General features: G+C 40.5%; 27 protein-coding genes. 20 read left to right on the forward strand and 7 right to left on the reverse strand.

Annotated elements, in window-relative coordinates; all coding sequences use genetic code 11:
• Positions 1-841 precede the first annotated feature (841 nt).
• The 3 genes from L3V41_RS19765 to hslR form a co-directional block, all read right to left on the reverse strand.
• Entirely contained in the window at positions 842-2380 is a 1539-nt protein-coding gene (locus tag L3V41_RS19765) for a phosphoenolpyruvate carboxykinase (protein ID WP_193987926.1), read from the reverse strand.
• Positions 2381-2644: 264 nt separating this feature from the next.
• Complete coding sequence (gene hslO, locus L3V41_RS19770) at positions 2645-3490, reverse strand: Hsp33 family molecular chaperone HslO (RefSeq protein WP_062567034.1); 846 nt, start codon at positions 3488-3490, stop codon at positions 2645-2647.
• Between the two features lie 10 nt (positions 3491-3500).
• A complete protein-coding gene (hslR, locus tag L3V41_RS19775) occupies positions 3501-3920 on the reverse strand; it encodes a ribosome-associated heat shock protein Hsp15 (protein WP_130149080.1) in 420 nt (139 codons plus the stop codon).
• 209 nt (positions 3921-4129) lie between these two features.
• On the opposite strand from hslR, the gene gspC reads away from it, so the two are divergent.
• The 13 genes from gspC (at position 4130) to L3V41_RS19840 (ending at position 16160) form a co-directional block, all read left to right on the forward strand.
• Positions 4130-5074, forward strand: a complete 945-nt coding sequence (gspC, locus tag L3V41_RS19780) for a type II secretion system protein GspC (protein WP_062567036.1) — start codon at positions 4130-4132, stop codon at positions 5072-5074.
• Positions 5075-5096: 22 nt separating this feature from the next.
• A complete protein-coding gene (gene gspD / locus L3V41_RS19785; RefSeq protein ID WP_062567037.1) occupies positions 5097-7160 on the forward strand; it encodes a type II secretion system secretin GspD in 2064 nt (687 codons plus the stop codon).
• On the forward strand, positions 7153-8709 hold the full coding sequence (gene gspE, locus L3V41_RS19790) for a type II secretion system ATPase GspE (protein WP_237114546.1): 1557 nt from the start codon (positions 7153-7155) through the stop codon (positions 8707-8709). The genes gspD and gspE overlap by 8 nt, the downstream gene beginning before the upstream one ends.
• A gap of 2 nt (positions 8710-8711) precedes the next feature.
• Positions 8712-9947, forward strand: a complete 1236-nt coding sequence (gspF, locus tag L3V41_RS19795) for a type II secretion system inner membrane protein GspF (protein ID WP_237128343.1) — start codon at positions 8712-8714, stop codon at positions 9945-9947.
• 77 nt (positions 9948-10024) lie between these two features.
• Positions 10025-10447, forward strand: a complete 423-nt coding sequence (gene gspG, locus L3V41_RS19800) for a type II secretion system major pseudopilin GspG (RefSeq protein WP_062567040.1) — start codon at positions 10025-10027, stop codon at positions 10445-10447.
• Between the two features lie 52 nt (positions 10448-10499).
• On the forward strand, positions 10500-11099 hold the full coding sequence (locus L3V41_RS19805) for a prepilin-type N-terminal cleavage/methylation domain-containing protein (protein ID WP_062567041.1): 600 nt from the start codon (positions 10500-10502) through the stop codon (positions 11097-11099).
• Positions 11099-11473: a type II secretion system minor pseudopilin GspI gene (gene gspI / locus L3V41_RS19810; protein WP_062567042.1), complete on the forward strand. Its 375-nt coding sequence runs from the start codon at positions 11099-11101 to the stop codon at positions 11471-11473. Before L3V41_RS19805 ends, gspI begins: the two co-directional genes overlap by 1 nt.
• Positions 11473-12090, forward strand: coding sequence for a type II secretion system minor pseudopilin GspJ (gene gspJ, locus L3V41_RS19815; RefSeq protein WP_062567043.1), 618 nt, complete (start codon positions 11473-11475; stop codon positions 12088-12090). The genes gspI and gspJ overlap by 1 nt, the downstream gene beginning before the upstream one ends.
• A complete protein-coding gene (gene gspK / locus L3V41_RS19820; RefSeq protein WP_237128344.1) occupies positions 12087-13082 on the forward strand; it encodes a type II secretion system minor pseudopilin GspK in 996 nt (331 codons plus the stop codon). The genes gspJ and gspK overlap by 4 nt, the downstream gene beginning before the upstream one ends.
• Positions 13079-14290 carry a type II secretion system protein GspL gene (gene gspL / locus L3V41_RS19825; RefSeq protein ID WP_193987921.1) on the forward strand — a complete coding sequence of 404 codons (1212 nt, stop codon included), beginning with the start codon at positions 13079-13081 and terminating at the stop codon, positions 14288-14290. The genes gspK and gspL overlap by 4 nt, the downstream gene beginning before the upstream one ends.
• Entirely contained in the window at positions 14287-14760 is a 474-nt protein-coding gene (locus tag L3V41_RS19830; protein ID WP_062567046.1) for a type II secretion system protein M, read from the forward strand. The genes gspL and L3V41_RS19830 overlap by 4 nt, the downstream gene beginning before the upstream one ends.
• Before the next feature lie 3 nt (positions 14761-14763).
• Positions 14764-15522: a type II secretion system protein N gene (locus L3V41_RS19835; protein WP_062567047.1), complete on the forward strand. Its 759-nt coding sequence runs from the start codon at positions 14764-14766 to the stop codon at positions 15520-15522.
• 23 nt (positions 15523-15545) lie between these two features.
• Entirely contained in the window at positions 15546-16160 is a 615-nt protein-coding gene (locus tag L3V41_RS19840; RefSeq protein ID WP_237128345.1) for a UPF0149 family protein, read from the forward strand.
• A gap of 1 nt (position 16161) precedes the next feature.
• Here the strand turns inward: L3V41_RS19840 and L3V41_RS19845 are convergent, their stop codons facing one another.
• Both L3V41_RS19845 and L3V41_RS19850 read right to left on the reverse strand, forming a co-directional pair.
• Positions 16162-16368 carry a hypothetical protein gene (locus L3V41_RS19845; protein ID WP_062567049.1) on the reverse strand — a complete coding sequence of 69 codons (207 nt, stop codon included), beginning with the start codon at positions 16366-16368 and terminating at the stop codon, positions 16162-16164.
• On the reverse strand, positions 16368-16727 hold the full coding sequence (locus L3V41_RS19850; RefSeq protein ID WP_062567050.1) for a hypothetical protein: 360 nt from the start codon (positions 16725-16727) through the stop codon (positions 16368-16370). The genes L3V41_RS19845 and L3V41_RS19850 overlap by 1 nt, the downstream gene beginning before the upstream one ends.
• A 283-nt stretch (positions 16728-17010) precedes the next feature.
• Between L3V41_RS19850 and ccoG the strand changes: the two genes are divergently transcribed.
• From ccoG to L3V41_RS19875, 5 genes are all read left to right on the forward strand, one after another.
• Complete coding sequence (ccoG, locus tag L3V41_RS19855) at positions 17011-18441, forward strand: cytochrome c oxidase accessory protein CcoG (protein WP_062567051.1); 1431 nt, start codon at positions 17011-17013, stop codon at positions 18439-18441.
• Positions 18442-18507: 66 nt separating this feature from the next.
• A complete protein-coding gene (locus tag L3V41_RS19860; protein ID WP_193987919.1) occupies positions 18508-19482 on the forward strand; it encodes a serine/threonine protein kinase in 975 nt (324 codons plus the stop codon).
• 32 nt (positions 19483-19514) lie between these two features.
• Positions 19515-20138 carry a thiol:disulfide interchange protein DsbA/DsbL gene (locus tag L3V41_RS19865; protein WP_062567053.1) on the forward strand — a complete coding sequence of 208 codons (624 nt, stop codon included), beginning with the start codon at positions 19515-19517 and terminating at the stop codon, positions 20136-20138.
• 18 nt (positions 20139-20156) lie between these two features.
• The gene (locus tag L3V41_RS19870) at positions 20157-20795 is read left to right on the forward strand and encodes a thiol:disulfide interchange protein DsbA/DsbL (RefSeq protein WP_062567054.1); all 639 of its coding nucleotides are present in this window, start codon (positions 20157-20159) and stop codon (positions 20793-20795) included.
• A 57-nt stretch (positions 20796-20852) separates the two neighbouring features.
• Positions 20853-21308, forward strand: coding sequence for a DUF523 domain-containing protein (locus L3V41_RS19875; RefSeq protein WP_062567055.1), 456 nt, complete (start codon positions 20853-20855; stop codon positions 21306-21308).
• Positions 21309-21310: 2 nt separating this feature from the next.
• Here the strand turns inward: L3V41_RS19875 and trmA are convergent, their stop codons facing one another.
• Positions 21311-22408, reverse strand: a complete 1098-nt coding sequence (gene trmA, locus L3V41_RS19880; RefSeq protein WP_237128346.1) for a tRNA (uridine(54)-C5)-methyltransferase TrmA — start codon at positions 22406-22408, stop codon at positions 21311-21313.
• Between the two features lie 165 nt (positions 22409-22573).
• On the opposite strand from trmA, the gene L3V41_RS19885 reads away from it, so the two are divergent.
• A complete protein-coding gene (locus tag L3V41_RS19885; RefSeq protein WP_237128347.1) occupies positions 22574-23695 on the forward strand; it encodes a DUF5610 domain-containing protein in 1122 nt (373 codons plus the stop codon).
• A gap of 61 nt (positions 23696-23756) precedes the next feature.
• On the forward strand, positions 23757-24551 hold the full coding sequence (gene murI, locus L3V41_RS19890) for a glutamate racemase (RefSeq protein WP_237128348.1): 795 nt from the start codon (positions 23757-23759) through the stop codon (positions 24549-24551).
• On the opposite strand, the gene L3V41_RS19895 is transcribed toward murI, so the two are convergent.
• Entirely contained in the window at positions 24511-24993 is a 483-nt protein-coding gene (locus L3V41_RS19895; protein ID WP_062567059.1) for an RNA-binding protein, read from the reverse strand. The genes murI and L3V41_RS19895 overlap by 41 nt on opposite strands.
• Between the last annotated feature and the right edge of the window lie 401 nt (positions 24994-25394).

Here is a 25394-nt window from a genome sequence, read left to right on the forward strand (position 1 = left end):
GAAAGTAGGACATCGCCAGGCTCCTAATTAGAGAAACCCGATTCGAAAGAGTCGGGTTTTTTGTTGCCTGTAGAAAAATAAAACACCCAACCAAGACCCTACTACTTCTATCCTTGTAGGCATAGTGTGGCATTTGCCATGTGAAAGTAGGACATCCTACTGCGTAGCGCACCATGGCTCCTAATTAGAGAAACCCGTTGCAGCAATGCAACGGTTTTTTTCGTATGTGGTCGCGATTTTACATCGCGCTTTATCCGCAAACAGACACCCCATGACACGGAATAAACCCGCAGCTACGCGATAATCTCGCCCCAACACGTTTGTCGTCGCGATTTTACATCGCGCTCTATGAGCGAACAGACAGCCAATGACGCGGGATAAACCCGCAGCTACGCGACAAGGTTACCCCAACACGTGTGTCGTCGCGATTTTACATCGTGCTCTATCTGCGAACAGACAATCCATGACGCGGAATAAACCCGCTGCTACGCGGCAAGTTACCCCAACACGTTTGTAGTCGCGATTTTACATCGCGCGCTATCTAGGAATAGACACCCCATGACGCGGAATAAACCCGCAGCTACGCGACAAGGCCGCCCCAACACGTTTGTAGTCGTGTATGATATCTGCGCATATGCTGCATCAGCGCTTCTTTATTTACGAATGGTATTATGGGTGTGAGATGAATCCGCTGCTGTTCGGGATTAGAATACAGGGTTTATCTGTAAAATGGTTGCGATAATACTAAAGTAAAATCTTTGCTGTATGCCCACATTATTACTGTAAAAACAAAAACGCCAGCATATAGCTGGCGTTTTTATTCAGGAAGTATGTTTTGTTACTAAGCTTTAGGTCCTGCAGATTTGATTGCTTCAGAAACGTCGTATTTGGCGAAATTTTCTGTGAAGTCAGATGCTAGCTTGTTTGCGTATTCTGCGTACTTCTCTTTATCTTCCCATGTGTTGATTGGGTTAAGAAGTTGGCTATCTACGCCAGGAACTGCAACTGGTACATCTAGGTTAAGTACGTCGATGTGTTGAGTTTCAACATCAGCTAGTTTACCTGATACGATTGCATCAACTACAGCTCGTGTAGTCGGAATATCGAAACGCTTACCTGTGCCGTAAGGGCCACCAGTCCAACCTGTGTTAACTAGGTATACTTTAGCGCCGAATTCACGTACACGCTTCATTAGAAGCTCTGCGTACACGCCTGCAGGGCGTGGGAAGAATGGCGCACCGAAACAGGTTGAGAAAGTTGATTCAATATCGCTTGTTGAGCCGATTTCAGTTGAGCCTACTTTTGCAGTGTAACCGCTTAGGAAGTGGTAAGCTGCCGCTTCTTCAGTAAGTACTGAAACTGGTGGTAATACACCACTTACGTCACATGTTAAGAATACAACTGCCTTAGGCTCACCTGCGCGGTTTTCTACTTTACGCTTTTCAACGTGCTCTAGAGGGTAAGCTGCGCGGCTATTTTGTGTAAGGCTTGTATCATGGAAGTCTGGTACACGGTTATCGTCAAGTACAACGTTTTCTAAGATTGTACCGAAGCGAATTGCATTCCAAATAACTGGTTCATTCTTTTGTGATAGGTCGATGCATTTAGCGTAACAACCACCTTCGATATTAAATACGCTACCAGGTGCCCAGCCGTGCTCGTCATCACCGATTAGGAAACGAGTAGGATCAGCTGATAATGTTGTTTTACCTGTACCAGAAAGACCGAAGAATAGCGCAGTGTCGCCAGCTTCACCTACGTTTGCAGAGCAGTGCATTGGTAATACACCTTTCGCAGGCAGTAGGAAGTTCTGTACAGAGAACATTGATTTTTTCATTTCACCGGCGTAACGCATACCTGCCAGTAGCACTTTACGTTGTGCAAAGTTGATAATTACTGTGCCATCGCTATTTGTGCCATCACGTTCTGGGTCACAAACAAAAGAAGGGACATTCATTACCTGCCACTGAGGTAAATCAGATGCATTATAAGTATCAGGTTCGATAAACATGTTTTTGGCAAAGATGTGATGCCATGCAGTTTCTGTTGTTACAACAACAGGTAAATAGTGCTCAGGATCTGCGCCAACTTCTAGGTGAGAGATGAAGTGGTCATTGCTTTGCACATGCGCTTCTACGCGAGCCCATAAGGCGTCGAATTTGTCAGCATCGAAAGGGCGGTTTACGTTACCCCATTGGATTTCGTTTTCAGTACTTGGTTCTTGAACAATAAAACGGTCTTTTGGTGAACGGCCAGTGCGACGGCCAGTATTTGCAACAAAAGCACCATTAGCGGCTAAAGTCCCTTCGCCACGACGGATTGCGTGTTCGACAAGTTCAGCTGCAGTTAGATCGACAAAACGAGTAGCGTTTGCAGTCATGTTTATACCTAAATTGTGTGAGATTGAACGGGATAGCTCTGGGGTTCTTATTTCCCTTAAGCTGAAATAATAGTAACAGAAGGATTAGGGATATTCGAGAGTGTGAAGGGCTTAAAAACACATATATTTGGCAAAAAACATGAATAATTTCAATGATACCGGTGTCATGAAAGAGCGGTTTTTTATGATACCGGTGTCATGAAATTGATCAAAAAAGCCGTAATAAATACGGCTTTTAATATAATATTATTATTAAGTGCAACTTTAATTAAAAATAGCTTTAATATCCTGCTCGTTAAAGATGTAATCTTTCAAGCAATAATGGCAGCTAATTTTTACTTCACCATTTGCTTTTACGTCTTCAAGTAAAGCATCTTGACCGAGGTTCACTAACGCTGTAATTGTTTTTTCACGGCTGCACCCACAACGAAAAGTAATTTTTTGTGGTTCAAACAACTGTGGGTTATCTTCATGATATAGGCGAGTAAGCACTGTATTTGCATCTAGGTGAAGTAATTCTTCATCCTTAATTGTGTTGCTGAGTGCTTCTAAATGCGTGAAGTCTTCTACAGATTTCTCTTTATTAACCGGTAGTACTTGCAAGAAAAGGCCCGCCGCTTTGGCAGAGTCAGCTGTAACGTCTGTTGCAAACCATAAGCGTGTTTTCAATTGCTCAGATTGTTCAAAGTAACTTTCTAGGCATTTATCTAGGCTATCGTGCTCTAAAGGCACAATGCCTTGGTAACGCTCACCCTTTGTTGGGGTAATCGTAATGACCATATAACCATTTCCGATTAAATCTTTAATGGTGTTCCCTTGCACTTCACCCTGTAAACGCGCAACACCACGCATATTTTGCTTGTCATCACCATTGATAACAGCATATTTTACTGGGCCATCCCCTTGTAATTGAACAGCAATTTCACCTTCAAATTTAAGTGTTGCTGTGAGTAAACAAGTTGCTACAAGTAACTCTCCAAGTAGAGCTTGCACAGGGGCAGGGTAATTGTGGTTAGCGATCATCTCTTGATAGGTTTGGTCTATTTGTACGAGTTCACCACGTACATCGAGTTGATCAAATATATAACGATGAAGTAAATCTTGTTGCATGGAGCATTACCTAACTTGATTTCATTTTTAACAGTTCACGTCTTTGCTTTTTATCTGGTTTACGATCAGGGTGTGGAGCAAAGAAGCTGTTGTTCTTACGGGCGATAGCATTTGCTTCGCGTTTCTCAATACTTGCTTGAGTTTCTTGGTATAAGGTTTGTGCAATGGGGGCTCCTTGGCGTTTATCAAGGATTTTTTCAATCGTGACTATCTTTTCGTCGACCCCTTGTAGTAGTTTTACTACTGCACCCACTTCGACTATTTTGCTTGGTTTAGTACGTTGTCCATTATAATGCACTTTACCGCCTTGTACCATGTCTCGTGCTATTGAGCGGGTTTTATAAAAGCGTGCAGCCCATAACCATTTATCCAGGCGTACGCTTAACTCGTCTTGTTTGTCTTGCGATTGTTTAGTGTTAACTTTTGACACAATTACGCTCTTCTAAAGCTACTCAATATATAGGCAAAATTTATCATGAAACTTAATTATAAAGAAACAGTCAAATCCTTGCTTTGAACTCCTACTCGTTAGAATCACTCTGTTTACAAAGTTTAATATATGTGCGCTTGTTGAATGAAAAATGAAAAGGTACTATAAGCCAGCTATTAGGCAGTAAATTAAAATAAGAATTAAAGTTTATGGATCAACACTTACAACAAGTTAGACAATTTTTGAATGGCCTACCACATGCCAAATTGAGTGCATTTGTAGTGCTGTTAGTTGTTGTTTATATAGCATTTTTGTCATCTAAGTTGTTTTGGTTGTTATGGCCTGAGCCTAGTTCAAAAGTATTGCCCACAAATCGAGTAAGTTTGAATGCGGCTCGCACAGATACTGTAAATTCTCAACAAATTATTGATCAACATTTATTCGGGAAAGTAATTGTTGACTCAAAAAAACCTACCGCAAAGCAAACACACGTTATTAATAATGCGCCAGAAACACGGTTAAGTATTAATCTAACCGGCATTGTTGCTGTAAGCCAAGATGACCAAGCTGGTTTAGCAATTATTGAGTCTCAGGGAAGACAAGAAACGTATGTGGTCGATGATGCTATTCAGGGAACACGAGCTAAATTAGCTCAAGTCTTGCCTGATCGGGTTATTTTAGATGTGAGTGGTCGTTTTGAAACATTGATGTTAGATGGTCTTGATTTCACAAAGACAGTCTCTATGCCTGTGTTGGCCGCAAAGACAGAGCCTGAATTACAAGAAGGCCCTCAGCCTTTTGATACTGAAAGAGAAATAAATCCAACGGCAGATGAAGACGTTAAAGAAGCGATTATTGAAACGCGCGAAGAAATATTAAACGATCCTGGCAAACTATTCGACTATATTCGTGTATCGCAAGCGATGGTTGATGGTGAGCTTGTGGGTTATCGCTTAAGCCCTGGTAAAGATCCAGAGCTATTTAAGCAAATGGGATTAATGAATAATGATTTAGCTGTTGTAATAAATGGCTATCAATTAAATGATTTAAAACAGGCGATGACGGCTATAAACGAATTACGTAATAGTACTGACGCAAGTATCACTATCGAGCGGGATGGTGAGCAAATTGATGTGCAATTTAGCCTGCAATAACTAGCTTTGGAGTTTTTATAAAATGGTTCACGCGCTACACCTCAAAAAAATTAAAAAAGGGTTAGCTAAATATGCAGCGCTTTTTTTGTTAACAGGATTATCGCTTTCAGTCTCGGCTGTAGAGTATGCTGCAAATTTTAAAGGAACAGATATTAATGAATTCATTAATATTGTTGGGAAAAACCTAAATAAAACAGTCATTATTGACCCTAACGTGCGCGGTAAAGTCAATGTGCGTAGTTATGAGTTAATGGACGAGAAGCTCTATTATCAATTTTTCTTAAATGTACTTGAAGTGTATGGTTATTCAGCGGTAGAGATGGATAACGGTATCATCAAAATTGAGAAAAGCTCTGACGCTAAAAAGTCTAATGTTCCTTTGATTACAGAAGATAATCAAGCAAGCGGCGACATGATGGTGACACGCGTTGTGCGTGTTAAAAATGTGAGCGTTCAAGAGTTAGGGCCATTAGTACGTCAATTTAGCGATCAAAAAGATGGTGGTCATGTAGCAAACTTTAATGCAGCCAACGTGATGATGCTCACTGGACATGCTGCATCAGTAAATCGTTTAGTTGAAATTATTCGCTCGGTTGACCAAGCCGGTGACAAACGTGTTGATATAGTAAAGCTTAAATTTGCAACGGCGGATGATGTTGTTTCTGTTGTTGAAAATATTTATAAAGACAGTGGTAAGGGAAGTGTTCCTGAGTTTTTAATTCCTAAAGTGGTGGCCGACGGTCGAACCAATAGCGTGATTGTTAGTGGTGAAGGCCAAGCCCGAACTCGTGCAGTTGAACTTATTAGTCGCTTAGATGGTGAATTAGAGAACCAAGGTAATACTAAGGTTATCTATTTAAATTATGCGAAAGCAGACGACCTCGTTAAGGTTTTACAAGGTGTTAGCAAGACACTAGCAGAAGATGCTCAAGGCGGCGCAACTAAAACCCGTACACGTAATCAAAACGAAACCAGTATCGAAGCTCACCCAGACTCAAATTCATTGGTTATTACTGCACAACCAGACACCATGCGTTCATTGGAACAGGTGATTGAGCGTCTAGATATACGTCGTGCTCAAGTATTAGTTGAAGCTATTATTGTCGAAGTTTTTGAAGCTGATGGTATTAACTTTGGCCTGCAATGGATTTCAGAGCAAGGCGGGATGATGCAGTTTAATAATGGTACTACAGTGCCAGTGGGCTCATTGGCTGTTGCCGCTGAACAAGCGCGAGACAAAACAATTACTGATAATGTTATTGGCACTGAAACAAGTAACGTTACGCCAATCGAAAGAACTGTAGAGGGTGACTTAGGCCCACTTGCAACCTTGCTTGGTGGTATTAATGGTTTAGCTATGGGTATTGTCAAAAATGACTGGGGCGCGATTATCCAAGCTGTGTCTTCTGATACCAATTCAAATATTCTTGCTACTCCGTCAGTAACCACTATGGATAACGAAGAGGCATCAATGATTGTTGGTCAAGAAGTGCCAATAATCACGGGGTCTCAAACAGGCTCAGATAACTCAAATCCTTTCCAAACCGTGGAACGTCAAGAAGTTGGTGTAAAGCTTAAAGTAACGCCACAAATTAATGATGGCTCAGCTGTACAGTTAACGATAGAGCAGGAAGTATCGAGTGTCAGTGGTGCAACAGCGGTTGATATTTCATTAGACAAGCGTGCAATTAAAACCACAGTGATGGCCGATGATGGTGGAATGGTTGTATTAGGCGGCTTGATTGATGAAAACGTTCAAGAAAGTGTGTCAAAAGTGCCATTACTTGGAGACATTCCAGTACTTGGTCATTTATTCCGTTCAACCAGTACCAGCAAGCGTAAGCGTAATTTAATTGTATTTATTCGCCCTACAATCGTACGTGATGGCATGAGTATGAATAAACTCAGTCATGTGAAATATAATTTCATTCGTGGTGAGCAACATAAACAAAAAGAAGATGGGATTGACTTAATGCCATTGACGGAAATGCCAATCTTGCCAGAGTGGAATGATGCCTTAGTCTTGCCACCAACGTACGAAGAATATTTAAAGCAACAAAACGCAGATGATCGCAAAGATGACTGATGCAATTACAGAGATTAATGACGAGCTAGTCCATAACGAGCCGGCTGAGCTTTTAACAAGCGATGATCTTGTCAGTTTGCCAGCTAAACGTTTGCCATTTTCATATGCGCGTCGTGTTGGCGTATTACTTAGTAAAAATGCTGATAACTGGACGGTTTATTATCGTGGCGAACTAGATGTAAATGCTTTGCTTGAAGTGCGACGAATTGCAGGCCATAGCTTTACTTTAGAACAGCTGGCAGATGATAAGTTTGAATTACTGCTTGAAGCATCTTATCAGCGAGATAGTTCTGAAACACAGCAAATGATGGAAGATATTGGCAATGAGGTTGATTTATTCTCATTAGCTGATGAGTTGCCGCAAACAGAAGATCTCCTTGCTGGTGATGACGATGCGCCAATCATCAAACTGATTAATGCCATGCTAAGTGAAGCGATTAAAGAAGGTGCGTCCGATATTCACATTGAAACTTTTGAGCAAGAATTAGTTATTCGCTTCAGGGTTGATGGAGTCTTAAAGGAAGTATTAAAACCAAATCGTAAACTTGCCTCTTTATTGGTGTCACGTATAAAGGTTATGGCTAAGCTCGATATTGCTGAAAAGCGTATCCCGCAGGATGGTCGTATTAGTTTACGTATTGCAGGTCGTGCTGTTGATGTGCGTGTATCAACCATGCCATCGAGTTTTGGTGAGCGTGTAGTACTGCGTCTACTAGATAAAAATAATGCCCGCCTAAATCTGGAAGATTTAGGTATGACAGAGCGTAACCGGGAGCTATTTGCAGATCTGATCAGTAAACCGCACGGTATCATCTTGGTAACTGGCCCGACAGGCTCTGGTAAAAGTACCACTTTATATGCAGGTATGAGTCAGATTAACTCGCGTGACCGCAATATTTTAACCGTAGAAGATCCGATTGAGTATGAGATCCCTGGTATTGGTCAGACTCAAGTAAATACGAAAGTGGATATGACATTTGCCCGTGGCTTACGGGCTATTCTTCGTCAGGATCCTGATGTTGTAATGGTTGGTGAGATCCGTGACCTTGAAACGGCTCAAATTGGTGTGCAAGCATCCCTAACGGGTCACTTAGTTATGTCGACCCTGCATACGAATACGGCTGCCGGTGCCATTACGCGTATGGAAGATATGGGCGTAGAGCCCTTCTTACTATCATCATCACTGTTGGGTGTGCTGTCACAGCGTCTAGTAAGAACATTATGTAATAGCTGCAAAGAAGGACATGTTGCAGACGAGCGAGAGTGCCAATTATTAGGCGTTAACCCGACTGAGCCACCGACAATTTATCGCGCTGTGGGTTGTGAAGAGTGTAACTTTAATGGTTATCGTGGTCGTACAGGTATTCATGAACTGCTTGTTGTTGACGAGACAATTCGTGAGATGATTCACAGTGGCAAAGGCGAACAAAGTGTTGAAAAATACATTCGAACTCGCAGCCCAAGTATTCGCCAAGATGGTTGTAGCCGTGTATTAGCAGGGCGGACTACGCTGGAAGAAGTGCTACGCGTGACACGTGAGGAAGGTTAATCATGGCTGCATTTGAATACCGTGCCCTAGATAGCAAAGGAAAAGAGAAAAAAGGCATTCTTGAAGCCGATACGGTAAAGCAAATACGCCAGACACTTCGTGATCAAGGGTTAATGCCTTTAGAGGTTGTTGCAGCAGCGGAAGGTGAAAAGCAAGTTAAAGGAGCAAAAAAAACCTTACTTGGCAGCTTTTTCAAAGCAAAAATTTCGACTTCCGATTTAGCCTTAATCACTCGCCAACTAGCGACCTTAATTCAATCTGCATTGCCTGTTGAAGGGGCTGTAATGGCAGTTGCCGAACAATGCGAAAAACCCCGTTTAAAGCGTATGTTGATGTCGGTTCGTTCAAAGGTTGTAGAAGGGTATACGCTCGCCGATGGGATGAGCGAGTTTCCACATGTGTTTGATGACCTATACCGTGCTATGGTAGCAGCAGGTGAGAAATCAGGTCACTTAGATCAGGTTTTAAATCGTTTAGCCGATTACACGGAACAACGCCAACACATGCGTAGTCAAATAACACAGGCAATGGTGTATCCAACCATTTTGGTGGTATTTGCGATTGCCATTGTATCTGTATTATTAGGGACTGTAGTTCCAAAAATATTAAAAACATTCGAAAAGTCTAAACAAGTATTACCTTGGACCACTGAATGGGTGATGGCGGCGAGTAACTTTGTGCAACATTATTGGTTTATTAGTTTAATCGTAATTACAGCTGTGTCTGTGGCTATCAAGCATGCTTTAAAGAAACCAAAAATTCGTTTTTGGTTTGATGATAAAGTGCTACATATGCCTGGTATAGGCAAGGTTGCACGTGGCGTTAATACTGCGCGTTTCGCGCGAACTTTAAGTATTTTGTCGTCGAGTTCTGTACCATTACTTGAAGGTATGCGTATTTCAGGTGGGGTATTAGTCAACGAAAAAATGAAGAAGTCTGTGCAAGATGCAGCAACTCGCGTCAGTGAGGGCGCAAGTCTCCGTGCTGCTTTACAGCAAACTAAGCTTTTCCCACCTATGATGCTTCATATGATCGCCAGTGGTGAAAAGTCCGGTGAGTTGGAACAAATGCTTGAACGTGCTGCGAATAACCAAGATCGAGAGTTTGAGAGTATGGTTAATGTCTCTTTAAAACTTTTGGAGCCAGCGATGATCGCATCAATGGCTGTTATTGTATTGTTTATCGTTATGGCAATACTCCAGCCTATTATGGCAATGAACAAGGCTGTTGGTCTTTAAATTAAGGAAGGTTAAAACGACGCATCATGAGGGTGTGACGTTTTATAATAAATATTGAAGAAAATTAGAGGTATTTTGTGAATAAACAATCAGGTTTCTCATTACTAGAAGTTATGGTGGTGCTGGTTATCATCGGTATGATTATGTCGATCGTAGCGCCAAATATTATGGGTCAGCAAGAAGAAGCTGCCATAGATAAAGCACATTTAGATATTCAGCAAATCGAGGATGCGCTGAGTCTTTATAAGCTTAAAAACAAAGCGTATCCAACCACTGAGCAAGGTCTTGAAGCATTAGTAAATAAAACAAGCATTGAGCCTATTCCTCGCCGTTTTCCCGAAGGCGGTTTTATTGAAAAACTACCGGAAGATCCATGGGGAAATCCTTATCAGCTAATTAGCCCAGGAGAAATTGGTAAAGTTGATATTTTCTCAATGGGTCCAGATGGTGAAGCGGGTACTGATGATGATATCGGTAACTGGGATGAAGAAAAGCAATAATGTGTAAACTCAGCCAGATGTTTACTCACTCTACACATCAAGGCTTACTGTTATGGTAAGCCTTGGTCGTTTGCATTTGGCTCGAGGCGTAAAACACGCAAAAGGTTTTAGCCTCATCGAAATACTAATGGTGCTGGTAGTGATCGGTTTTGTTACTAAAATGGTCGCCTATAGTTTTGATGGTGGTGCTGAAGAAGAGCTAGAAAAGCAAGCGCTAAGATTACACACCACAATCAATTTGGCATCAGAATTTGCCATATTGAATCAAGTTGAATTAGGTTTTCATTTAGATAAGAACGTATTTGAGTTTCTCGTTTTTGATGGTGAAAAATGGGTCACCTTTGATCGCGAAAAGCTATTCGAGCCGGTAGAGGTTGATAACCGCTTTAAACTCACCTTAAACCTTGAGGATTTGGCATGGGCACAGGATAACTTATTAGAGCAATCTAATTGGCGTGAGCTTATGAGTGGTGGGGATGAAGATAGCTTACTTGAACTCAAAAAGTTAAAAATACCGCAAGTACTTATTTTATCCTCGGGTGAAGTGAGTGCCTTTCAACTTACTTACGAACTTGAGAATGCACCAGAGCCTATTTATTTTATTGAAGGGGAGTTTATGGCTCCGGTTCAATTTCGTAGGGAGCCTGAATAGTGATTAAAGCAACTGGTTTTACCTTACTCGAGGTGATGGTTGCCTTGGCTATATGCGCCATGGCAGGCATTGCAGCAATGCAGGCAACGGGTGAGCATATAAATCATCTTGCTACGATTGAAGAACAAACATATGCTTCATGGGTTGCTGAGAATGTGATGGTTGAGCAACGCGCTAAAGGCCGTGAGTGGCAGGGAAAAAACGGCACAAAAGGGACTGAAACACTCGCTGGTTATGAATGGTATTGGCGTCAAGATGTCGTACCAACGGCAGATAAAAGCTTTGTAAAAGTGACTATTAATATATTCACTGATGAAAAACTTGCGGATCCAGTTTATGAGTTGTCCACTTACTTAAACAAAGGTGATAAGTAGTGAAGCAGCGCGGTTTTACCTTACTGGAAGTAATCATAGCCATGGGGATTCTAGCCTTTGTGGTTTTATCGACCCATCAAATTTTAGACTCAACCACAAAAGCAAAAGACGCGTCTGATGAAACAATTGCCGAGCTTAATGGTTTTCAAACAACATTTCGTTTAATGGACCAAGACTTCAGTCAAATGACGAAAAGACAAGTGCGTAATGAAGCTGGAGACTTTCAAGAAACCTATATTCTGACAGGGCGGTATGTTTTGGATAGCCAGTATGATGGGATTGGGTTTGTACGCGATGGCTGGGTAAATCCCATTAACTTGTTGCCACGTTCAGAATTACAAGCCGTTGGCTACCGCGTTATTGACGATAAACTAGAGCGTGTATATCGCGTGTATGTTGATCAACTAGACAATATGGAGCCACGCTCACAAATACTGCTTGAAGATATCGAAGACTTAAAGTTTGAATTTCTTGATGACAAAAATGAGTGGCAAGAGCAATGGCAAATAAAAGCATTGCCTAAAGCAGTTGCTGTTACAATACAGAAAGTAGAACAAGAGCCTATTCGTCGCGTCTTTTTAGTGCCTGGCGAAGGGGGGGTTGAGAGTCAATCATGATATCTTTAAAGCGTTCAAAAGGCGCAGCACTTGTTATTGTTCTATTTATTGTTGCACTTGCGGCCATGTTGGCAGTCGAAATGAGTGCAAATCTAATGGTGCAAGTTCAGCGCAGCACAAACATCCAAAGTCACCAACAGGCTAAGTGGTATGCATTTGCCGCTGAGGAACTGGCTATTAAGGCGATAAACCAAGCCAAGAAAGATGATCCTGATAGTACTAATCTAGGGCAAATTTGGGCCCAGCAAGGCGGTGTTCCTTATCCTGTTGATAATGGCACCTTAAGTGGCACTATTACTGATCTACAAGCCTGTTTAAACCTCAATGCGTTACATGCAAAACCGGTGCAACAAAGTGGTTCATCGAACACCACAAACCCTGCACACAAAACATTACTAGCCCTACTTGAGAATATTGAAGATTTGCCTACTGATGAATCAGAAGAAGCGATGGCTGATAGTGTATACGATTGGTTAGATGAAGACAGCATCACCTATCGCTCGGGAGCAGAAGAAGATGAGTATTTATCGCGTAAATATCCGTATATGACCGCAAATAGCTTATTTGCTTCTACCTCTGAATTACGCTTGGTTAAAGGGTTTAATCCTTTGGTCATGGAAAAGGTGCTGCCATTTGTATGTGTCATTCCTGGCAACGAGAACTTGGCCATTAACGTTAATACCTTACCAACAGAAAGTGCAATTATTTTAAGCTCCTTGATAGACGGTTTAAGCCTGTCAGGTGCACAAAGTGTTTTATCATCACGACCAGAAAAAGGATTTGATGGTATAGAAGAATTTTTTGAGGAAGTTAAGCAACAAGGCGGACAAAATGTGGACGCCGTGAAAGACTTGCTCACCATCAACAGTGAATACTTTAAACTACAGACGCAAGCTGAATTTGTTGAGCTGCGTTTTTCGATGACCACCTTACTGCATGCCAATAATGGTAAAGTAACGATACTGGCGCGAAAATTTGGAGGCGTACAGTGACAGAAATATTGTTGATCCGTACGGGTCGAACATTAACAGATAGCCTAAATTGGCTTATTTACTCACCTACAGAACAAGAAATCATTGCTAGCGGCGAAATAGCAGCAGCGACACAATTAGGTGAATTAGCAGAAAAAGCACAATCAAGAGAAGTGATAGTGCTCTTGCCTAGCGATCAGGTACAACTGAAGACTGTTGAGCTCCCAACAAAGTGGAACCGTAAGTTAGAACAAGCCCTCCCTTACATGCTTGAAGAAGAGATAGCGTGTGATGTTGATGAGCTATTCATCGCAATCGCAGAGCCAACAATGGTTGGTGACAAGCATGCGATTAATATAGCCATGGCAGACAGGGAGTGGTTTGAGCAATGGTTAGTCCAGTTTAACGAACATAATTTAGAAGTCTTTAAAATACTACCTGATGCGTTGCTATTACCAAGCTCGGATGAAGTTAATCAACTGAGTGTGATTGAGCTAAATAAACAGTGGTTATGCAAATTAGGTGATTGGCACGTGGCAGTGGTTGAGTCTGATTGGTTAGAAGGTTACCTGAGAGCTTTAAATAATCCTGATGTCATACATTACAGTCCTGCTGTAGGCTTTCCTGATACGGTTAATCTGATAGCTAAAACAGAGTCTTATGACCTACCATTAGCATTGTTTGCTAAACAGCTACCTAATATCAGCTTTAACTTACGCCAAGGTATGTATCAGTTAAAGAAGAAGTCTGCTATTTGGTGGGGATACTGGAAAAAAGCCGCTATTGCAGCAGGTGTTGCGTTAGTGTGTAGTATTGGCGTTAAATCGCTAGAGCTTTATAAACTCAATAGCCAAATAGAGCAAACAAAGACTCAAGTGGTGTCTAACTACCAACGTGCGTTTCCCGATAAGAAAGTGCGACCACAGTTAATACGTAGCCAGATCCGCAGTGAGCTGGCCTTGTTAGATGGTGGTAGTACAGCAGGTTTCTTAGATTTAACGAGTGATTTAGTATCGATTTTCGATGAAGTAAAAGATTTTTCGCCTGAAACACTTCGCTATGATCAACGACGAAATGAATTACGGATCCGTGCTAGAGGTAAAGATTTTCAGTCATTTGGTAAGGTGAAAGCAATTTTGGAGCAACGAGGTTTAACCGTTGATCAAGGATCGCTAAATAATGATGGCGACTTTGTTGTCGGAGAGATTAAATTGCGAGGTGCGGCATGAAAGAGCAATTAGTCAATTACTGGCGTTCTTTAAAAGAGCAAGAGCAACAACTTGTAATGATTGCCGGTGCTGTTTTTGTTATTTTTGTATTAGTGATGGGTATTTTTAGACCCCTCAACAATGCAATAGAAAAAGCAGAGCAAGACAACATAAAACAGCAAGAATTGCTTGCTTGGGTTGATGAGAGCATCATTAAGCTTAAAGCCAGTGGAAGTGCTCGTGTAACCAATGATCGCAGCTTAAGCCAAATCGTAAATAGTACGCGTAATCGCTATCAAATCACTATTAGTAAAATGCAACCAAACGATAACTCGCTTCGTTTGACAATTGACTCTGTCGAATTTAATAAATTAGTTGAATGGCTTGATGAGCTTGTTAATTCTCAAGGAGTACTTATTGAGAATTTGGATTTGAGTAAAGATGATAAATCAGGCTTTGTTCGTGTAAGTCGGTTGGTATTAGAGAAGTAGACGATGAAGAAAACAATTTTATTAGTCGCCATTTTTTTACTGTGCTTTTTGGTCTTCACTTTAGTGAAAACGCCAGCTGCTGTAGCGCTTGATTTAGCCACTCCATACCTACCTAAACAATTACAACTAGGTAAAGCTAGCGGTTCATTATGGGATGGTCGTGTCATGCAAGCGCGTTTTGAAAATGAACAGCTGAATAATGTGCGTTGGCAGATTTCGGGCTGGTCACTTTTTAGTGGCAAGCTCGTTGGTACAGTGCGCTTTGGTGACCCTAGAGACAAAGCTGATATCTCGGGTCGTGCTGACTTTTCATATGGTTTGTTTAACCAAGCCATAGATATCAAAAATGCAGTTTTAAGATTAACCGTTGAACGTGCAATGGCGCGTTTACAATTACCACTCCCTGTGAGTGCGCAAGGGCGTGTAATTGTTGACTTAGATGAATACAGCTCGGGCCAACCGTACTGTGATACATTAGCAGGTGAAATAGCGAGTCCAAATATTGATGTCAAAGGATTGAACGGCTGGTTCAGTGTTGGGCCTTTGAGTGGTCGTTTAAGCTGTAAGTCTGGTGATATCGCTGTATTAGTTGACCCTGAAAACCGCTTAGGTTTAGAAGCGGATGCAACGTTAAAAGCGAATCTAGACTTCAAGGTTGCAGGGTATATCAAACCAGAAGCAAGTCTTCCTAAAGAAGTACATGATGCAACTAAATTTCTTGGTCGCCCTGATAGTGAAGGTCGTTACCCATTAAATTTCTAATTTAGGTAAATAGTAGAAGTAATATGCAAATTCCTGAGTTTTCACCTGAGCAAAGCGTGTTATTAACACACTTTCTTTCAGAGCAAAAAAATGCCCTGTCTTTAGCGCAAACACAAGGCTACTTATTTGCTGTTATTTGTGCGCCAGAGCCTCTTGATGTTCATCAGTGGCTCGAACAGGTTTGTCCAGGATGTGACGGGCAAATGGATGAACAGGTGTTGTTTGCATTTATGGCATTGTATCAGCAGATCAGTGAGCAGGTTTTTGGAACAAGGTTTAGTTTGCCTGTCAGTTTGCAGGTCAATTCGAAACAGCAACAATATTTGGATATTCAAGAGTGTCAGCATTGGAGTCAAGGTTTCTTACTTGGAGCAAAAGATTATATTGCTAAATTATTAGCTGCGCCTTTGCTTAGTGAAGAGTTTAAAGCCGCACTAGATACCGCTCATCAGAGTTTAGGCTTTTTTAGCTTATCGCAATCGGATATTGCCGCGATTGCTAGTGAATATGAATTAACAGAGGGGCAGCTTTGTCAGCAACAATACGAGTTGATGGGGGAGTTTGCAGCGGGCTTTGCTGAGTTAATTGAGGTGGTTGCTATGAACAGTCAGTTGTACAATGATGAGGGCTGGAATTAGGTTAACTACCTAATTCCAAAATAATATCAGTGCAACCATTTTTACAGCGTACAACGCCTCTTCCTGGTTGATCTGTTTGCAAATCAAGAGTAAGAACACCTTTACAGGTTTCACAGTGTAGTGTTTGTCCCTTAGCCAATTTTTTTAGTAAGTTGCGTTGCTTTGCAAATGAATCACTGGCTTTTTTATTCAGAGTCGAAAAATCCATCACTTATTTAGCCTTTCTTTCAATGCACTTGAAACAATGCTACATACACTCTCTAAACGCTCACCATAAAAGTAGATGTTGATATCTTTCTCTCGGCAATAGCGTAGGTGAAATACCTGCAACTTCTCATCGGTTATGAATGTTTCTTCGACGTATTCCTGCTCAGAAGCTGATAAATTTAGTTGTGACTTAATAGTATTCTTTGCCATGTTTGCGGCAGGGCTTCTGTTGACTTTGCTAGCATTTGAAAGAAAGCCAATGCCATCACCGAGTAGTTTCTCTCTTGGCTCTTTGATCAATGGGTGATCAATAGTGAATAATGCTAAAATTATAAGCACTAAAATAAGAAATTTTTTCATAGCACAACAAACTTTGATCTGAATGAATAAGGTATGGCTGCAAGTTTAATAAAATGGCCAATTTAAAAGCAAGCAGATACGATGAAATAATTTAAACAGACATATTCGTGATCAATCCCTGAAATTTTTTAGAGATTGAGTATAATGATTTTGATGAGTTGGAAATTTCAGAAATCTTTGAACGTAATGAGATGCATTCTAATTTATTCACTGATTGTCTATATCTGTAAACTACAAACATAATGTTTGAGTATTTATTTCCTAGTGGCGTTGAGGAATTTTAATGGATAAACAAATTAAGGTTAAAAATATCCCAACGGAAGTAAAGATCCAGAAACCGGAAAACGCTTCCCTTGATGATAGATTTAACCCTCGCAACCGAATATACGTAAGGGCTGTTTCCGGTTTACATCAACTATTGAGACAGCGTATTGGCTTTATTGGCATGCTCGCTTTTATGTTGCTACCTTGGATTAACTATCAAGGTCAACAAGCGGTACTATTTGATCTTGTTGGTCAAAAGTTTAATATTTTCGGTTTAACTCTATGGCCTCAAGATCTCACTATTTTAGCGTTTATCTTGATGTTGGCTGCGTTTGCTTTATTTCTAGTGACGACCTTTTACGGGCGAGTTTGGTGTGGATACACATGCCCACAAACGGTTTGGACATTTATTTTTATTTGGTTTGAAGAAAAGTTTGAAGGCACAGCTAATCAGCGGAAAAAACTCGATCAACGGCCAATGGATTTTGATAAGTTTTGGCGCAAAACCGCAAAGCATAGCAGCTGGTGGTTATTCTCATTTTATACAGCTTTGACTTTTGTTGGTTACTTCACGCCGATAAGAGACTTACTTCCTGACGTATTTACACTCGATGCAACGGCTTACTCCTATGGCTGTATTGCCTTATTTGCGGTATGTACTTATGGGAATGCTGGCTGGATGCGCGAAATCATGTGCTTACATATTTGTCCATATTCACGTTTCCAATCGGCTATGTTTGATAAAGATACTTTTACGGTGAGTTATGATGAAGCACGTGGCGAAAACCGAGGCCCTCGCTCACGTAAACAAGACCCGAAAGAGCTGGGATTAGGTGATTGTATTGACTGTAACTTGTGTGTGCAAGTATGTCCGACAGGTATCGATATTCGTAACGGTCTGCAGTATGAATGCATTAACTGTGGTGCTTGTATTGATGCGTGTGATGGAGTCATGGATAAAATGGATTATCCAAGAGGACTTATCTCCTACACAACAGAACGTAACTTAGAAACACCTGAAAATAAAACACATGCAGTACGTCCTAAGTTGATAGGTTATATGGTGATTCTTGTTGTTTTAACTGGGGCACTGGTTGCAAATATTGCGATGCGTAAACCGATGGAGTTCGATATTATTCGTGACCGAAATCAACTTTATCGCGTTGACTTTAATGGCTTGGTAGAGAACACCTATACACTTAAAGTCATCAATAAAGCACAGTATGAGCAAACCTTTAATATTGCTGTAGAAGGGTTAGATAACTTTGAATATATAGGTAAACAAACATTCACCGTTCCTTCTGGGGAATCATACAATGTGCCTCTCTCTTTAGTCGTTGATCCTTATGATTTGAAAAAGCCAATGACTAAGTTTGAGTTTGTACTTTCTGTCGATTCCGAGCCTGATGTACAGATTTCACAGCCGAGCAACTTCTTTAAGGGACAATAATTAAGTACACTGAGCACATACAATAAAAAGCGGGGATTTCCCGCTTTTTTTATATAATGGGACCTTATGAGTAAATTTAGTTTTGTTGACCTTACGCCAGATTCAATTTTAGATGCCGTAGAAAGTATCGGAATTTATGCAGAGTCAGGGCTATTGGCTTTAAATAGCTACGAAAATCGTGTTTATCAGTTTAAAGCTGAAGATGGTTATCGTTATGTTGTTAAGTTTTACAGGCCTGAACGCTGGACTAAGGAGCAAATACTTGAAGAACATGCTTTTGCGTTTGAACTCGCGGAAGCTGAAGTGCCTGTTGTTGCGCCGGTTTGTAGAGAAGGTGAAAGTCTCTTCGAACATAATGGATATTTGTTTGCATTATTCCCAAGTGTAGGAGGGCGGATTTTTGAAGTTGATAACTTAGATCAACTCGATGTCCTTGGCCGCCTAATAGGGCGGATGCATCAAACTGCAAAGGCACAATCCTTTTCTCATCGCCCTGAAATGAGTTGCGAAGAATATTTGCAGACAGCGAAAGTTCATTTGCAAGCGAGTAACTTAGTGCCTATGGCCCTTGAACATCCGTTTTATACTATTTTGGATCTGGTTATTAACGAGACGACGGCTCAGTATAAAAATGTTGAAACAATCCGCCTGCATGGTGATTGTCACGCTGGCAATATTCTTTGGTCAGGTGATGCACTTATGTTTGTAGATTTGGATGATAGTCGTCAAGGTCCTGCTATTCAAGATTTATGGATGATGCTCAGTGGCGATCGTAATAACCAACTGTTACAGTTAGACACCTTAGTTGCGGCGTACGAAGAGTTTTGTGATTTTGATCATAATCAGCTTAAACTCATCGAACCATTACGTGCCATGCGAATGGTGCATTATATGGGGTGGCTCGCAAAACGCTGGGATGATCCTGCATTTCCACGGAACTTTTCTTGGTTCGCAGAAGACAAATACTGGGAGCAGCAAATACTTGCTCTAAAAGAACAGCTTGCGGCATTACAAGAAGCCCCGTTAAAATTATTACCATAAATTTTAAAAAGATAAGTAAAGACGAGAAAATAATGTTTAAAAAATTAAAGTTAAGTCTACTCATTCTATGTTTACCTTTTGCTGCATTTGCGGCTGACTTCGAAGCAGGTAACCAGTATGAAGTATTGAAAGTTGAAAAAAGTGCTACCCCGCAAGTGACTGAGTTTTTCTCTTTTTATTGCCCACACTGCTTTAAGTTTGAGCCAGTAGCGAAAGCACTGACCGCAGCGCTGCCAGAGGGCACTGAGTTTGTTAAAAACCACGTTAACTTTTTAGGTGGGGTGTCAAAACAAACACAAAGTAACTTAAGCTATGCCTACCTTATTGCTAAGCAACAAGGAAAGGGAGAGCAAGTGGCAGATCAAATTTTTCATAGCATTCATGTTCAACGTGCACCACTGCAAAATATTAAAGATGTGAAAGCATTACTGGCAACGAACGGTATTAGTAATGAAGTCTTTGATACTGAAATTGCAAGTATGCCAGTAATTAGTGCAGAAAAAGCGATGCAAGACAAACAAAATAAGTATTCACAAATCGGTGCACTTACAGGCGTACCAACATTTATTGTAAATGATAAATATAAAATTAACTTAAACACTATCAAGAGCCAAGAGCAGCTTGATGAGCTGGTTAAGTTTTTACTAAAGCAATAATTTTGGAGTGTAAAAGTAATGATTAAGTTAGTTAAAGCTACCTTATTGGCGATGACATTAGGATTGGCAGCGAATGCAACTGCTGCACAATATGAAGAAGGTAAGCATTACGAAGCATTTGATGCGCGCGCTTCTAAAAAGCCTGAAGTAAAAGAGTTTTTCTCATTTTATTGTCCGCATTGTAATAGCTTCGAATCAATCGTTGCGCAGCTAAAGCCGCTTTTGAATGACGGTGTTGCTTTTAAAAAGAGCCATGTAGACTTTTCAGGACCTCGTGATCCAGAAATTCAGGCTATGTTAGCTCAAGCTTATGCAACTGCGGCTGTGTTACCACAAAAAGATGCTTTAGTGGCTGCCATTTTTAATCACATTCATGGTAAACGTGCACGAATCAATGAATTAGCAGATATGAAAGATATCTTCGTATCACAAGGTGTATCGGAAGCTGATTTTGATAAATACTACAATAGCTTTTCTGTACGTACGATGGCATCAAAAATGAAACGCGATCAAGAGTACTACAAACAAAAAGGCGCATTGAAAGGCGTACCAACATTCATTGTGAATGGCAAATATCGTTTAATTTTAGGTGCTGAGTCCGGTATTAGTGATGCAAAAGGTATGGCTGACCTTATCAACTATTTAGCTGATAAATAAATATAAGCAAATATATTAATAAGCTCCGCTCGCGGAGCTTTTTTATTGGTGATGAACATGGAAAAAGTTTTAGTATCAAGCTGCTTACTGGGTAATCCTGTACGCTACGATGGCCAATCACAAAACCTATTAGACCCAGGATTAGAATCACTCAAACAACAAAAAAGGTTAGTTTCCTTTTGTCCTGAAGTGGCTGGTGGTTTACCTATCCCAAGGCCGCCCGCTGAAATTAAAGAGGGTCGAGTGTTAACGAAAGATGCAGAAGATGTCACTGCTGAATTTATCGCAGGAGCAGAACAAGCCTTAAAAATTTGCCAAAAGCATAAAATTCGTTTTGCTTTACTAAAAGAGTCCAGTCCCTCCTGCGGGCGTAACACAATCTACGATGGCAGCCATACGGGGCATAAAGTTATAGGGATGGGTTTAACCGCACAGTTATTACAAAGTAATAATATAGAGGTGTTCAGTGAAGAGCAGTTGCCAGCGCTATTTGCTGCGCTGGCAGAAAACTAAACTTATTTACGTTGTAAAAATACACCAGACTCAATGTGATGCGTGTATGGAAATTGGTCAAATATAGCAAAGCGCTTAACTTCGTGTGTTTTACAAAGGTGCTCAAGGTCGCGTTCAAGCGTATCTGGATTACATGAGATATAGATAATATTGTTGTAATTGGCCACGAGATCACAGGTGAGCGTGTCCATTCCTGCACGGGGTGGGTCAACTAAAATACTCTGACAATTATAACTTTTCAGATCAATGCCTTCTAAGCGAGAAAACGTGCGTTCACCTTTCATGGCTTGCGTGAACTCTTCGCTCGACATGCGAATAATATCTAAGTTATCCACTTTATTTTGTGCAATATTATATTGTGCAGAGTAAACAGATGATTTAGAAATTTCAGTTGCGAGTACACGATCAAACGAGTTCGCTAAAGCAATCGAGAAGTTACCGTTACCACAATATAGTTCGAGTAGATCATTCTCTAATGGTTCACAAAGTGCTTGTGCCCATTCAAGCATCTTAATATTTACTTTGGCATTTGGTTGGGTAAAGCTATTTTCTACTTGTTGATAAATAAGCTCTTTTCCATTGACGTTTAGGCGCTCTACGACGTAGTCATTACCAATCACTTCTTTTTGTTTACGTGCGCGGCCAATAAAGTCGATGTTAAATTGTGTACTGAGTTTTGCTTTTAGTGCTTTAATTGCCTCTAACCACTCATCACATAAGGGCTTGTGATAAAGCAAACTGACAAGAATCTCACCACTTAAAGTTGATAGGTAATCAATTTGAAATAACTTACGGCGCAGGATTTCACACCCTTTTAAGTTTTCAATCATTGCCTGCATAACTTCACCGACTAAAGGCGCAGCAGGGTCAAAATTTTCAACGCGAATTTTCTCTTTGGTTTGTTGATCAAACATAATGTGAAATAGATCATCACCTTCATGCCAAACGCGAAACTCAGCTCGTTGACGGTAGTGAATTGGATCAGAGCTAAATATCTCTAACTTTTCAACACCGAAACGTTGAAACTGAGAAAAGATGCGCTGCTCCTTTTCACTTAGTTGTGCATCATATTGAGTTGTATCAATTTTTATAACCGCCATGGCTGATTACCTTTTATCTCTTAGCTTTATATCGGCGCTATTGTAGGGGGCATAGAAGATTTGTCTAGTTTTGTTACTTATTTTTGGTGTTGTTTTTTTATACAGAAAACTTAAGTTTTCTAACTTTTAGCCGATAATGAGGTAATCATCACATGGAGTCGGATCATGAAAATTGGCAACCAAGGCTATATGCCTAATACAAACGTAAATAAGTACAATGGTAAGCAACCATTGCAGCAGCCTAATATTCAAAGTGCTCATGATAGCTATCAGCAAAGAGGGCGAGAGTTGGCCGCCAAAGTACTCGGCGATAAACTTGCCGCTGAGTTAGGGTTACCTGTTGTAGAAGAGAAAAAAGATAAGCCCCTGTTTGACTTTGAAGCAATCGTTAAGAATGTACTTGATTTCGTTGGCGGCGCTATTCGCAAAGCAAAAGCGGATGGTGCAGATGATGAAAAACTTAAAAGTATGCTGGGTGAAGCCCGAAAAGGCGTTCAAATGGGAGTTGATGAGGCTTATGAAGAGCTAAAAGGTTCAAATCTGCTAAATGACGATATTGAAGAAGGTATTGAGAAATCAAAAGAAGGTATCTTCAGTGGTATAGATCAACTTGAGGAAAGTCTTTTTAACCCTAAGCCAGCTTCTGTGTCGGTAAGCCAAGCACAATATATAAGTTTACGAAATAATGCTGAGTATACATTCACGACAGCAGAAGGCGATGAAGTGAGTATCAGTTTTGCAGATGCGTATACTAGCCAATCTGCCAGTGCTTATAGCAAGCGTGGTGGAAATGAAGCATTTGTAAGTGAGTCATCACAATCTCGCGAGCTTTCATTTTCGATGTCAGTGAATGGTGAACTAAATGAACAAGAGCAAGAAGCAATTAATGCGCTTATGGAAGATTTACAAGGAGTGAGCGAGACCTTTTTCTCAGGTTCATTAGATGAAGCATTTAAACAGGCGCAGGAACTTAGTTTAGGTAATGAGCAGCTTGTTGCCTTCTCTATGGATCTTAAACAAACGAAGACTGTTGCAAGCATAAAAGGCTATGAACAAGTCAGGCCTACTCCTGAAAAAGATGTCGCAGAAAAGATAGCGCCATTTAATGATGACTTGAAAGAAACCTTGAATAAGGCAAATGAACTTGGTTTACAAAATCAACTTGCTGGTATTTTAGAGTGGTTAAATCAAGATAAAGAAGAAGTGAGCAAGTTAGTCGACTATACCAAGACCATGCTTGAGCAGATGAATAAGATCAACGCTGACATCGAAGAGCTAAAATCGTAAGCTTTCTTTTTAAATAACTGCATGGCAAACTTCTGACCTTTGATTTTCAGGGGAAAGCAGTTTGTCAGCTCATATCATGGTATTTGATTCAGGTATTGGAGGTACTACTGTACTTGAGCAAATTCAACAACTGATACCTGAAGCCACTTATAGTTACTTTATGGACAATGCACTATTGCCCTATGGTGCTCAACCGCCGCAAAAGATCATTCAACGCTTACTGGCTTTAATTCATTTTATTGAAAGTAGCGCATTGCAAGTTGATATCTTAGTAATAGCTTGTAATACCGCTTCGACCTCTGCACTCAACATCATTCGTAGGCACACTCATATTGAAATAGTAGGTGTGGTACCTGCAATTAAACCCGCTTGCCTAATAAGTAAAACAAAACATATCGGTCTAATTGCCACTCCCGCAACTGTAAATAGTCATTACACTAAAGCACTTATCAAAGAACATGGTAAAAATACGAAAGTAAGCTTATATGCATCAACCAAGCTGGTGGAGTTAGCTGAAACATTGTTTCATACTCATTCATTATCTAACTATGAGTTTAATGAAGAAATAGCTGCACTCAATATTGCTGGTGATATTGATGTGCTAGTGTTAGGTTGCACACACTTTCCATTATTAGCAAATACATTAGCGATGTGCTTTGAGAAGCCGGTAAAGTTAATTGATTCCGGTAAAGCGATTGCCAATAGGGTAAGTAGCTTATTAATGAAACATCAACTTGCCTTATCAATAGACACAAAAAAGCCGCTGCGTTATTACGCAACGGCCCCTATTGATGCTTCGCAATTAAGCATCGAGCTTATAGAGTTGACTGATCAGACTCCTGACGAAAGTGACTAGCTTCACCTTCTTGTTTTTGTTTTGCCTCACGCACTTTCAAAGTGCGTTGCTGGAATTCACTATCATTCAACTGATTGATTGCTTTGTCTGCATCGGTTTCAGCCATTTCAACAAAACCAAATCCACGTCGCTTACCAGTGTTTTTATCTTTCAATAGACGGACGTTGAACACTTTGCCTTGTTCTTCGAACAAAGCACGAACGACACCTTCATTAGCACGGTAAGGAAGATTGCCAACATAAAGTGTTTTTGTTTTTACTTCAGCCTCCTCACTTGCCGGTGATGCAACAACAGCAATCACTAAAGCACCAATTAATAAACCTGCACCAAACAACAACGCAGGGTCTAAGGCTAAGCTTGCAAATGCAAACTTAACAACGACAAAACCTAATACAGCAATAATAATAGAGAAAAGAAAAGATTTTTGATCGGGTAATTTCATTTTAGATCTACCAATAAACAGGAAATAAACATTAATTTAACATTGTGAGCTTGCTATCTTAACGTGTTAAATGAACATAGCAATGTTATTTGCATTAAATTATGAATATTGGCTTAAAAAACAGTCATAATTGCAGCACGTTTTGTCGTTTTAGGTAAATTTAGTTCGCTTTTTGAGCAAACAGTAAAAAGATCTAAAAAAAGGGTTGATCTGTTTTCGGATCTCCCTATAATGCGACCCCACTGACACGGCGGGCAGCAACGAAAGACGCTGAACGCTGAACAAAGTGACAGAGAGTTAAGTAAAACTTCGGTTTAAAACGGTCTAAAAAGAAAGTTTAAAATTAAGTGTTGACTCGAAAAATTAAGGATGTATTATACGCATCCCTAGCGACAACGTCG

It is taken from the genome of Pseudoalteromonas sp. L21 (genome assembly GCF_021728035.1).
Classification (GTDB): domain Bacteria; phylum Pseudomonadota; class Gammaproteobacteria; order Enterobacterales; family Alteromonadaceae; genus Pseudoalteromonas; species Pseudoalteromonas arabiensis.